Source organism: Streptomyces sp. SP18BB07 (genome assembly GCF_036322545.1).
In the GTDB taxonomy this organism is placed as follows: Bacteria; Actinomycetota; Actinomycetes; order Streptomycetales; family Streptomycetaceae; genus Streptomyces; species Streptomyces deccanensis.
Window position 1 is genome coordinate 155,533 of sequence record NZ_JAQYWT010000333.1, and the last position, 11,800, is coordinate 167,332.

An 11,800-nucleotide genomic window follows, 5' to 3' on the forward strand; every position below is an offset into this window, starting at 1 on the left:
CGGTACGGCAGGCCCCACGCACGACGATGGGGGCGGCACCTGGAAGACCAGGTGCCGCCCCCATCAGGCGTTCTACGCGCGCCACACCATCCCCGGAAGGACGGACGGCAAGGCTACTTGCCCTTCGCCGCTTCCTTGAGCTTGCTGCCCGCGGAGACCTTCACGCTGTAGCCGGCGGGGATCTGGATCGGGTCGCCGGTCTGCGGGTTGCGAGCGGTGCGAGCGGCACGGTGGGTGCGCTCGAAGGTCAGGAAGCCGGGGATGGTGACCTTCTCGTCGCCCTTGGCGACGATGTCGCCGACGACCTCGGCGAACGCGGCCAGCACGGCGTCGGCGTCCTTGCGGGTCACCTCGGCACGGTCGGCCAGCGCGGCCACCAGCTCACTGCGGTTCATGTTGTTACTCCCGTGTTCTTCTTGCCGTTGAGGCGGACCCGGGTCCGTCGTCAGACCCTCGCGCCCAGAAACGCATCCTGCACTCACCTGCGGCGGGAAAGCCAATCCGGCACCCCTGGGGAGTCACACGAACACCCTTGGGAGTCACACGAACGCCCATGGGGAGTCGTGGCAGGCCTGAGCTTGGCCGCCACACTAAAGGGCGGCGCAAGCACTCCGGCCCCGCGACGCGCCGACGGCGCGGGGCCGTGGCCACCGTCACAGCGGGGGTTCAGGCCGAGGCCGCCGCCTTCGCGGCCTCGCGGACGGCGCCGGCGACCGCGCCCGCGACCTTGTCGTTGAAGACGCTGGGGATGATGTAGTTCGGGTTCAGCTCGTCCTCGGTGACGACGTTTGCGAGGGCGGTCGCGGCGGCGAGCATCATCTCCGTGTTGACGGTCCTGGACTGGGCGTCGAGGAGACCGCGGAAGACACCCGGGAAGACCAGCACGTTGTTGATCTGGTTGGGGAAGTCGGAGCGGCCGGTGGCCACGACGGCCGCCGTCTGGCGGGCGACGGCGGGGTCGACCTCGGGGTCGGGGTTCGCGAGCGCGAACACAATGGCGTCGTCGGCCATGGCGGCCACGTCGTCGCCGTCGAGGACGTTCGGGGCGGAGACGCCGATGAACACGTCGGCGCCGCGCACCGCCTCCTTGAGGGTGCCCGTGAGGCCCTCGGGGTTGGTGTTGTCGGCGATCCAGCGCAGCGGCGAGTCGGAGGCGGCGTCCACCAGGTCGTCGCGGTCGCAGTGCACGACACCGTGGATGTCGGCCACGACGGCGTTCTTCACACCGGCGGCGAGGAGCAGCTTGAGGATGGCCGTACCGGCGGCGCCGGCGCCCGACATGACGACGCGGATGTCCCCGATCGCCTTGCCCGCGACGCGAAGTGCGTTGGTGAGGGCGGCGAGGACGACGATCGCGGTGCCGTGCTGGTCGTCGTGGAAGACGGGGATGTCGAGGGCCTCGCGCAGCCGGGCCTCGATCTCGAAGCAGCGGGGCGCGGAGATGTCCTCCAGGTTGATGCCCGCGAAGCCGGGGGCGATGGCCTTGACGATCTCGACGATGGCGTCGGTGTCCTGGGTGTCCAGGCAGATCGGCCAGGCGTCGATGCCGGCGAACCGCTTGAAGAGGGCCGCCTTGCCCTCCATGACGGGCAGCGCGGCCTTCGGGCCGATGTTGCCGAGGCCCAGCACGGCGGAGCCGTCCGTCACGACCGCAACGGAGTTGCGCTTGATGGTGAGGCGGCGGGCGTCCTCGGGGTTCTCGGCGATCGCCATGCAGACGCGGGCCACGCCCGGGGTGTAGATCATCGAGAGGTCGTCACGGTTGCGGATGGGGTGCTTCGACGCCATCTCGATCTTGCCGCCGAGGTGCATCAGGAACGTACGGTCGGAGACCTTGCCGAGCGTCACGCCCTCGATGTGGCGCAGCTGCTCGACGATCTCGTCGGCGTGCGCCGTGGAGGTGGCGGCGATGGTGACGTCGATGCGGAGCTTCTCGTGGCCGGACGCGGTCACGTCGAGGCCGGTCACCGAGCCTCCGTGGGACTCGACGGCTCCGGTGAGCTGGGAGACCGCGGTTCCGCTCGCGGGCACCTCCAGCCGGACCGTCATCGAGTAGGAGACGCTGGGCGCCGTTGCCATGGCCGACTTCCTCTGCTTTCGCGTACTTCTGCTACTGCGTTTGCTGCGTTTTGCCGTCCGATCGTCGCACCTACCGCCGGGTAGGCGTTAGCCGCGGGAAGTTATGAACGTTTTGTTCTCGACGCGAAGAGGTCCACGTCACAGGTGACGTGGACCTCTTCGGTGTTCCTCTTCAGTTCAGTGGCACCGACCCGCCATGCTCGCCTCGCGGCAAGTGGTCGCTCGTAGCGACGAAGGTTGGGCCCGGGGGCTTGGATCGAGCCGGTGCCACCCCCAAGGCTAACAGGCGCCTCGGAGTTCGGGGAGTTGCCGGTGCGTCGGCGGGTGCGGGTGGTTCGTGGTTGCTCGCGCAGTTCCCCGCGCCCCTGAGAAGCAGGGGCTGCGGCCCCTGCTTCTCAGCTCAGTCCCGCAACAGGTCGGGGACTCCGTTCGGGTCCGGGTCGTCGCGGTCCGCCGAGACGACCGTCAGCTGCTGCGTCGCCCGGGTGAGTGCGACGTACAACACACGCAGTCCCGCCGGGGACTCGTCCGCGATCTCCGCCGGGGAGACGACCACCGTCGCGTCGTACTCCAGACCCTTCGCCTCCAGGCTGCCGAGGGCCACCACCCGGTCGCCGAGGCCGGCCAGCCAGCGGGCGGCCTCCTCCCGGCGGTTCATGGCGACCACCACGCCCACCGTGCCGTCGACGAGGTCCAGCAGCCGGGCGGCCTCCGCGCGGGCCGTGCGGGCGAGGGTGTCGCGGGCGGCCGTGACGAAGCGGGGCTCCACCCCGGTGGAGCGGACCGCCGACGGGGACTCGGAGCCCGGCATGGCCAGGGCCAGTACCTTCGCCGCCAGTTCGGCGATCTCGGCCGGGTTGCGGTAGTTGACGGTGAGGGTGAAGCGGCGCCGCGGGCGGGTGCCGAGGGCCTCGTCGCGGGCCTCGGCCGCCTCGTCGGGGTCGGACCAGGAGGACTGGGCGGGGTCGCCCACGACCGTCCAGGTGGCGTGGCGGCCGCGGCGGCCCACCATCCGCCACTGCATCGGCGTCAGGTCCTGCGCCTCGTCGACGATGACGTGCGCGTACTCGGTGCGCTCCTGCGCCAGCCGCTCGGCCCGTTCCCGCTGGGTCTCCTCGCGTACGGGCATCAGTTCCTCCAGGCCCGTGAGCTGGTCCAGCGGGTCGAGTTCGCGTCTCTTCCTGGGGCGGGCCGGGAGGCCGAGGATCGCCTGGAGTTCGTCGAGCACGGCGATGTCGTGGACCGAGAGGCCGTCCCGCTTCAGGGAGCGGGCGACACGGCGGACCTCACCCGGGTTGAGGATGCGGCGGGCCCAGCGGCCGAGGCGGCGCTCGTCGGCCATCGCGGTGAGCACACCACGCGGGGTCAGCTCGGGCCACCAGGCGTCGAGGAAGGCGATGAACTCGTCCTCGCTCGAGATGTCCTCGTCGAAGGAGGAACGCAGTTCGGCGGCCAGCTCCGGGTCGGTGTGGCGGCCCGCCGCCCCCGACCGGTCCCAGAGGGCGTCCAGCAGCAGCTTGCGCGCGCGGGGGCGCAGCAGGTTGACCGGGGCGGTGCCGCTGAGCGCGTTGCGGCGGACACGGTCCAGGTCGGAGGCCTCCAGTTCGAGGCGTCGGCCGAAGGCGACGACCCGGAGGCGGGTGGGCGCGTCGCTCGACTCCAGGGCGCCCCGGGCGGCCTTCCGCAGCACCTTGAGCATGCGGTAGGAGCCCTTGGCGCGGGCCACGGCCGGGGAGTCGTACAGCGTGGCCTCGGCGCCGTCGACGAGTGAGCCGATCGCGCGGATGGCGACCTGGCCCTCCTCGCCGAGGGAGGGCAGGACGCCCTCGGTGTAGGCGACGAGCAGCGGGGTCGGGGAGACGATCAGGATGCCGCCCGCGTACCGGCGGCGGTCCTGGTAGAGGAGGTAGGCGGCGCGGTGCAGGGCGACGGCCGTCTTGCCGGTGCCGGGGCCGCCCTCGACGTACGTGACGGAGGCGGCGGGGGCGCGGATCACCAGGTCCTGTTCGGCCTGGATGGAGGCGACGATGTCGCGCATGGTGTGGCTGCGGGCCTGGCCGAGGGCGGCCATGAGGGCACCGTCGCCGATGACGGCCAGCTCGTGGCCGTCGAGGGAGGCCTTCAGCTCGGGGCGCATCAGGTCGTCCTCGACACCGAGCACCTTGCGGCCCTTGGAGCGGATGACCCGGCGGCGGACGACCCGGCCGGGGTCGACCGGGGTCGAGCGGTAGAAGGGGGCGGCCGCCGGGGCCCGCCAGTCGATGACCAGCGGCGCGTACTCGGAGTCCAGGACGCCGATGCGGCCGATGTGGAGGGTCTCGGCGATGTCGGCGGTGTTGTCGGGGCGGACCGCGCCCTCGGCCGGTTCGACGGCGGTGTACGCGCCGTCCGGGCCCTTCTTGCCGTCCTTGCCGAGCAGCAGGTCGATCCGGCCGAAGAGGAAGTCCTCGAACTCGTTGTTCAGCCGGTTGAGGTGGATGCCCGCCCGGAAGACCTGGGCGTCCCGCTCGGCGAGTGCGCCGGGAGTGCCCACCTGACCGCGCTTGGCCGCGTCGTTCATCAGGAACTCGGCCTCGTGGATCTTCTCCTCGAGGCGCCGGTAGACCCGGTCCAGATGTTCCTGTTCGACGCCGATCTCCTTCTCACGCACCGAGTCGTGAGCGGAGTCGAGCGTTTCCTGCTGGACGGCCACCCGGGCCCCCTTCTGACGTGCTGGGCAGCCGTCCACCGTACGCGAAAAGGACCCCGTCAGGCTATGTGCCCGACCGGGGTCCGTCCGCTGCCTGCCGCGAGGAGTGGCGTTTCGCCTCGACGGGCTACGCCTTGACCGAGACGAGCTTCTTGCCGCTGAAGGTCAGGACCTCGAAGTGGTCGATCTCCTCGGGGGTGAAGGCGGCGCCTCCGTGGACGTAGAGCGGGTCGCGGGCCTGCTGGGTCTCGGCGTTCTTGATGCCGTAGCCCCACTTCGGGACCGACCAGGAGGTGACCGTCTCACGCTCGCCGTTCTTGCCGACGGCGATGAGCGAGCACTTCTCCGGACCCTTGACGTTCTTCAGCTCCAGGACCGCGTGGGTGCCCCAGGCCTTGGACTCCATGCCGACCGTGGCGGTGACCTGGGTGGACGCGTCGGTGGACGAGACCTTGTCCTTGGCGGCCATGTGCATGAAGGAATCCTTGGCCGGGCTGGCGACCACCGTCCGGTTCTCCGGGGTGTCGTCCCCGCCGCCCGTCGTCGCGAACACCGCCGTCGGGCCGCCGACGATCAGGGCGACACCGGCCGCCAGCATGAAGAAGTTCCGTCGGCTCTTCTTCGCGCGGTGCTGGACGACCTCGCCGACCAGTCGGTCCGCGAGCCCGGTGGACGGTTTCGCCGACAGGGACTCGCCGATCGCGGGCGTGCCCTGGGCGGCGGGCAGGTCCGCGAGCGCGGCCAGCATCGGTTCCATACCGGCCAGCTCGTCGAGCTGTTGTCCGCACCACTCGCACGTGGCGAGATGCATCTCGAACTGTGTGGCCTCGGCGTCGTCCAGTATCCCGAGGGCGTACGCGCCGACGGTCTCGTGGATGTTGTCGCCGGAACCTTGGGCTCCTTGCACAGATCCGGGCATTCCCGGTCCATACCCCCCGTAGATGTTGCTCATGCCGTCACCCCGCGCTCCTCTAGAGCCAGCTTCATCGACCGCAGGGCGTAGAACACCCGGGAGCGGACGGTGCCACTGGGGATGCCAAGCGTCTCGGCCGCCTCATTGACCGTACGCCCTTTGAAATAGGTCTCGACCAGGACCTCCCTGTGGGCAGGGGTCAGGTCGTCCAGCGCGTCCGACAGTGTCATCAGCCACAACGCCTTGTCGATCTCGTCCTCCGCGGGGATGACCTCCAGCGGCGACGGGTCGACCTCCTGCGGCCGGGCCTGCCGGCTGCGGTGGCCGTCGATGACGATGCGGCGTGCGACCGTCACCAGCCAGGGGCGTACCGATCCGGTCGCTCGATTGAGCTGACCGGCGTTCTTCCAGGCCCTGATGAGAGTTTCCTGCACAACGTCCTCGGCACGCTGGCGGTCGCCCGCGACCAGACGCAGCACGTACGCGAGCAAGGGTCCAGCGTGCTCGCGGTACAGCGCGCGCATCAGCTCCTCGTCTGGCTCTGAGGGCTGTGATGCGCGATGTCGGGCCCTGTGCGGGCGTTCATCGGCCACAGCGGAATCCTTGCGCACGGCTACCTCCGGTGTCCGGGGGTTCCCCCAGTCGGTCGCTCACATCGGGATACGTAGGTAACCAGTTGTGTGTTCAGAGTTGAGCCACAACTTTCTCGATTAAACGCGGGAAAGATGAGGCAGGTGAGGGACAAGTGCGGCCATATCCGGGCTTAAACCGGCACCCATGGACGGGAATTGTGAAGACACCCGCACCGCGATGTGAAAAACAGCACTGCTGCTTCTTTACGGCTACCCGGGGTTTGCCCAACTCCTGGACTGGGTAGGGCGGGTGGGCATATCAGCCCCAACTACGCGCGGGAGCGGGCCAGGTCGGCTCGGCGGCGGTGGCGGGCCACGCGTTCGCGGTTGCCGCAGATCTCGCTGGAGCACCAGCGGCGGCGCCGGCCGCGGGAGGTGTCGACGTACACCACGGGGCAGTTGTCGCCGGCGCACTGGCGCAGGCTCGCGCAGGCGACGGGATCCGTGAGCAGCTCCACGGTGTCGCGGGCGAGGAGGGCGAGCAGGGCGGCGCACTCGGGGGTGCGGTCCAGTGCGCGGGTGAGGGTGCCGTCGGTGGCGCGGACGGCGCGGAGGGCCGGAGTCGCCGCGCGGGCCAGGTCGTTGACCCTCGCGAGGGAGATGTCGAAGGCGCGGTCCGGGGTCCGGTCGGGGGTTCGGTCCGGGGTTCGGTCCGGGGTGGTGCGTACCAACTGGGCTATGTGGGCGCGGAGTTCTCTGAAGCCGACCAGCCAGTGCGGGGTGATGTGGTCGAGGGGGGTGCCCTCGGGGACCAGGCGGGCGGCGGTGATCCAGGTGCGCAGGGCGGTCGGGGAGTCGAGTTGTTCCTCGGGGTGGGTGGTGGTGAGGAAGTCCAGGCAGAGGTGACCGCAGTCGAAGCGAGGGGGGTGGGGGTGTGCCATGTGCCTGTCACCGCCTTGGGGACGACCGGGCGGGGGTGCGCCTCAGGGGTACGTACCCGTGTCGGGGCCTGGCCGCACCCGGGGGTGGAACTCGGTGGGGTCCGGCCGGAATTGTTCGCCCGGTGAGTGTGCGCCCCCGGTTGCCCTGGTCCGCTCCAGCGCCAGGTTCAAGAACGGCGTGCTGGTCCAACACGTGGAGGCCGCGCAGTCGGGTCGCCGATCAGTTGGCGAACCCGCCGTTGCTCTTCAGTAGCTGCCCGTTGATCCACTGGCCCTGCGGTGAGCACAGGAACTCCACGAGATCAGCGGTGTCCCGCGGGCTGCCCAGACGCCCCAGCGGCGTCCGACGCAGTACGTGCTCCCGGATGTCGTCGGACATCCAACCCGTGTCCACCGGCCCCGGGTTGATCACGTTGGCGGTGATCCCGAGGTGGGAGAGTTCGTGGGCGGCTGCCAGGGTGATGCGGTCGAGCGCGCCCTTGCTCGCTCCGTAGGGCAGGTTGCCGACGGTGTGGTCGCTGGTGAGGCTGATGACGCGCCCGGTCCCCGGAGCCGCATGGAAGCGACGGCCGTACTCCCGGATCAGCAGCCAGGTGGCACGCGCGTTGACCGCGAAGTGACGGTCGAAGCTCTCCAGCGTGGTGTCGAGCAGGCCCGAGTCGACCGACTCGCAGTGGCACATCACCAAGGCGGTGATGCCGCCGAGGCGACGCTCGACCTCATCAAAGACACGCTCCGCCGCCTCCGGATCGGCGAGGTCCGCCTCCACGGCCACCCCGTCGGCGCCTCGTTCGCCCAGCGCCTTGGCGATGGTGTCCGCGGCACCGGTCTCGGCGCCCCAGGCCATGCGGGCGTCATACGGCGTCCAGTAGGTGAAGGCGACGTTCCAGCCCGCCTCGGCAAGCCGGTGAGCGATGCCCGCGCCGATGCCGACGGACCGGCCGACCCCGGTCACCAACGCGACCGGCCTGGCAGCATCGAACGGCGGCTTCTCTCCAGTGGTCGTCACAAGGCGCAAGCATTCGGGCTGCGATGCGGGCATGGCAACTCAATTCCTTCCGCCCGATCCACATGCCTTGACAACTACTTCGTACTTCACGTCTAGCGCCCATGCATCCAGCCCTTCCGGGGTCTCAACGGTGAGCGCATGAGACTCTCGCCGCTTGTCGCCCGGGAGCGCTTCGCCGCAGCTCCCGTCGCCCGGCTGGCGACCGCCGACGCCAGCGGGGTACCGCACGCGGTGCCGGTGACGTTCGCCGTCCGGGACGGCCTCCTGTATTTCGCGGTGGATCACAAGCCCAAGAGCACATGGCAGTTGCGGCGGCTGCGCAACATCCGCGCGAACCCCTCGGTGACGGTCCTGGTCGACCACTACGCCGATGACTGGTCGACACTGTGGTGGGCTCGCGCCGACGGCCGTGGATCCGGGCAACGCCGTGCAAGTCGCACAGCCGTGACCCGAAGGGGGGTGCGCCCGCCCCGTCCTCAAGGGGCTGCGCCCCTTTGACCCCCAGGCGTCCGTCCGGTGAGGGCTGGTCGCGCAGTTCCCCGCGCCCCTGAAAAAGCGGGCTGCGCCCCTGCTTTTTCGGCACGAAAGGCCGGAGGCCTTTCAGAGGCGCGGGGAACTGCGCGAATAGCCCCACCGGGCCGCAGTCGAACTCCGCGGCTCAAACCCCTACGCGTCGTACTTCGCGTCCGCCGCCGGGTCCAAAGCCAGGCGGTAGCCACGCTTGACCACCGTCTGGATCAGTTTCGGTGCGCCCAGGGCCGTGCGGAGGCGGGCCATCGCCGTCTCGACGGCGTGTTCGTCGCGGCCGGCGCCGGGGAGGGCGCGGAGGAGGTCGGAGCGGGGGACGACCCAGCCGGGGCGGCGGCAGAGCGCGCGGAGGAGGGACATGCCGGCCGGGGGGACGGGGCGCAGGGCTCCGTCGACGAGGACCGCGTGGCCGCGGATCTCCACGTGGTGGCCGGCGATGGGCAACGTGCGGGCGCGGCCGGGGAGTTCCTGGCAGAGGAGTTGGACGAGGGGGCCGAGGCGGAAGCGTTGGGGCTGGACCGTGTCCACGCCGTGGGCCTGGAGGGGGAGCGCCGTCACCGGGCCCACGCAGGCGGGCAGGACGTCGTGGTTCAGCGCGTTGAGCAGCTCCGGGAGCAGGCCCCGGTCCTCCGCTCGGGAGAGCAGGGACGCCGCCGCCGGGGCGCTGGTGAAGGTGAGGGCGTCGACGCCGCGGCCGATCGCCGAGTCGAGGAGGCGGTCCACGGGGGTGATGTCCTCGGGCGGCATCCAGCGGTAGACGGGGACGCCGACCACCTCCGCTCCCCCGGCGCGCAGGGACTCCACGAAACCGGGGAGCGGTTCGCCGTGCAGCTGGACGGCGACCCGGCGGCCCTCGACTCCGTGCTCCAGCAGTCGGTCGAGTACCTCGGCCATGGATTCGGAGGAGGGGGACCACTCCTCCGTCAGACCGGCGGCACGGATCGCGCCCTTCACCTTCGGTCCACGTGCCAGGACCTCGACCCCCCGCAGCCGGTCGAGCAGGGCTTCGCCCAGGCCCCAGCCGTCCGCCGCCTCGATCCAGCCGCGGAAGCCGATGGCCGTCGTCGCGACCACGATGTCGGGTGCCTGGTCGAGCAGGTTTTTGGTCGCGGCGAGCAGTTCGCTGTCGTCGGAGAGCGGCACGATGCGCAGGGCGGGGGCGTGCAGGACCGCGGCTCCGCGGCGCTGGAGCAGTGCCCCGAGCTCGTCGGCCCGGCGGGCGGCGGTGACACCCACGGTGAACCCGGCGAGCGGTCCGTGTTCCGTCCGCGCCGCCCGGTCCGTACCTTCATTCCGGTCCGTCGGGTCCGTCCGGTCCATCCGATCCATCAGAACCGTCCTGTCTGGTCGATCGGCTCGATCTGATCGCTCGGGTCGCTGCTGTTCGTCGTACATGGCTCTCGTCCCGCAGTCGAGTCGTTGCACTCAGTCGAAGCTCTGTGCGTGCGGGTACACCGATTGGCGCGCCCACATGCCGAACGAGCCTGTCAACGGTGCGTGACAGGCTCGGTTCGGCTTGATGTCGCTGGTGTTACGTCACACGTGTCACGGCATGGGCGATGTCACACCTCGGCGTAGCTGAGCTGCGGCTTCGAGTCCGTCGCCGTCGTCGTCGCAGAGGCGTTCGAAGCCGGGCGGCGAAGGTATACGGCCCAGGTCACCGCGAAGCAGACGCCGTAGAAGGCGAGGAAGGTGACGAAGGCGCCGGTGCCGGAGCCGACCGTGAGGAAGGACTGGCGGAAGGCCAGGTTGATGCCGAGGCCGCCGAGGGCACCCACCGCGCCGATGATGCCCATGGAGGCACCGGAGAGACGGCGCCCGTAGGCCGCGGCCTCCTCGCCCTCCAGCCCCTTGGCGAGGGCCTTGGCCTGGAAGATGCCCGGGATCATCTTGAAGGTGGAGCCGTTGCCCAGGCCGCTGAGGACGAAGAGCACGATGAACGCGGTGGTGAAGAGCGGCAGCGACTTCTGCATGGAGGCGATGACGATGATCCCGGTGGCGGCGGCCATGCCGACGTAGTTCCACAGGGTGATCTTGGCGCCGCCGTACTTGTCGGCGAGCGCGCCGCCCACCGGCCGGATCAGCGAGCCGAGCAGCGGGCCGATGAAGGTGACGTACGCGGACTCCAGGGGCGTACGGCCGAACTGGGTCTGCAGGACGAGGCCGAAGGCGAAGCTGTAGCCGATGAAGGAGCCGAAGGTGCCGATGTAGAGGAAGGACATGATCCAGGTGTGGCCCTCCTTCACGGCGTCCTTCGCGGCACCGGTGTCGTTCTTCACGGACGCGATGTTGTCCATGTAGACGGCGGCGAGGACCGCGGCGATGACGATGAAGGGGATGTAGATCCCGAGCAGGACGCGGGGGCCGCCGGCGGCACCGATGACGGCGAGACCGATGAGCTGCACGACCGGGACACCGATGTTGCCGCCGCCCGCGTTGAGACCGAGCGCCCAGCCCTTCTTCCGCAGCGGGAAGAAGGCGTTGATGTTCGTCATGGAGGAGGCGAAGTTGCCGCCGCCGATACCGGCGAGCATCGCGCAGATCAGGAACGTGTTGAACGAGGTACCCGGCTCCATCACGACGAAGGCCGCGACGGTCGGGATCAGCAGCAGGCTCGCGGAGACGACCGTCCAGTTGCGTCCGCCGAAGATCGCCACCGCGAAGGTGTACGGGATGCGGACGATGGCGCCGACCAGCGTGGCCATCGAGACGAGGAAGAACTTGTCGGCCGGGGTGAGCCCGTACTCGGGGCCCATGAAGAGCACCATCACCGACCAGACGGTCCAGATGGAGAAGCCGATGTGCTCCGAGAGCACCGAGAAGAAGAGGTTGCGCCGGGCGACCTTCTCGCCGGTCTCGTTCCAGAAGGCTTCGTTCTCAGGGTCCCAGTGCTGAATCCAGCGGCCTCCCCTGCTCGATGCGGGGGCAGTGCTCGGGGCTGTCATGACGCCTCCACGTTCTCCGGGCTCCGGTGTCGCGATGCGGTGATGAGGGGTGATGAGTCCCGAAGGTAGGGAGGGCGCGTTTCCTGGCTGTGGCACTGGGTGACCGGAAAGGAACTTTGCTCTC

At 70.0% G+C, this 11,800-nt stretch carries 10 protein-coding genes; 1 reads left to right on the forward strand and 9 read right to left on the reverse strand.

Annotated elements, in window-relative coordinates; all coding sequences use genetic code 11:
* Window positions 1-113: 113 nt before the first annotated feature.
* From PUR53_RS26365 to PUR53_RS26395, 7 genes are all read right to left on the reverse strand, one after another.
* Entirely contained in the window at window positions 114-395 is a 282-nt protein-coding gene (locus PUR53_RS26365; protein WP_005486790.1) for an HU family DNA-binding protein, read from the reverse strand.
* Window positions 396-666: 271 nt separating this feature from the next.
* Complete coding sequence (locus PUR53_RS26370) at window positions 667-2,079, reverse strand: NAD-dependent malic enzyme (RefSeq protein ID WP_329902410.1); 1,413 nt, start codon at window positions 2,077-2,079, stop codon at window positions 667-669.
* A gap of 400 nt (window positions 2,080-2,479) precedes the next feature.
* Window positions 2,480-4,771, reverse strand: coding sequence for a HelD family protein (locus tag PUR53_RS26375; RefSeq protein ID WP_329902409.1), 2,292 nt, complete (start codon window positions 4,769-4,771; stop codon window positions 2,480-2,482).
* Window positions 4,772-4,895: 124 nt separating this feature from the next.
* A complete protein-coding gene (locus tag PUR53_RS26380) occupies window positions 4,896-5,687 on the reverse strand; it encodes an anti-sigma factor family protein (RefSeq protein WP_329902408.1) in 792 nt (263 codons plus the stop codon).
* A gap of 29 nt (window positions 5,688-5,716) precedes the next feature.
* Entirely contained in the window at window positions 5,717-6,292 is a 576-nt protein-coding gene (locus tag PUR53_RS26385; RefSeq protein ID WP_013003188.1) for a sigma-70 family RNA polymerase sigma factor, read from the reverse strand.
* Window positions 6,293-6,582: 290 nt separating this feature from the next.
* The gene (locus tag PUR53_RS26390) at window positions 6,583-7,194 is read right to left on the reverse strand and encodes a CGNR zinc finger domain-containing protein (RefSeq protein ID WP_329902407.1); all 612 of its coding nucleotides are present in this window, start codon (window positions 7,192-7,194) and stop codon (window positions 6,583-6,585) included.
* 220 nt (window positions 7,195-7,414) lie between these two features.
* Entirely contained in the window at window positions 7,415-8,203 is a 789-nt protein-coding gene (locus tag PUR53_RS26395; protein ID WP_329909833.1) for an SDR family oxidoreductase, read from the reverse strand.
* A 138-nt stretch (window positions 8,204-8,341) separates the two neighbouring features.
* Here PUR53_RS26395 and PUR53_RS26400 point away from each other — a divergent pair, with 138 nt between their 5' ends.
* The gene (locus tag PUR53_RS26400) at window positions 8,342-8,701 is read left to right on the forward strand and encodes a TIGR03668 family PPOX class F420-dependent oxidoreductase (protein ID WP_329909834.1); all 360 of its coding nucleotides are present in this window, start codon (window positions 8,342-8,344) and stop codon (window positions 8,699-8,701) included.
* A gap of 168 nt (window positions 8,702-8,869) precedes the next feature.
* Here PUR53_RS26400 and PUR53_RS26405 read toward each other — a convergent pair whose 3' ends face one another.
* Together PUR53_RS26405 and PUR53_RS26410 are read right to left on the reverse strand one after the other, a co-directional pair.
* Complete coding sequence (locus tag PUR53_RS26405) at window positions 8,870-10,051, reverse strand: uroporphyrinogen-III synthase (protein WP_329895334.1); 1,182 nt, start codon at window positions 10,049-10,051, stop codon at window positions 8,870-8,872.
* A 242-nt stretch (window positions 10,052-10,293) separates the two neighbouring features.
* Window positions 10,294-11,676: a nitrate/nitrite transporter gene (locus PUR53_RS26410; protein ID WP_329895303.1), complete on the reverse strand. Its 1,383-nt coding sequence runs from the start codon at window positions 11,674-11,676 to the stop codon at window positions 10,294-10,296.
* Window positions 11,677-11,800: the final 124 nt, after the last annotated feature.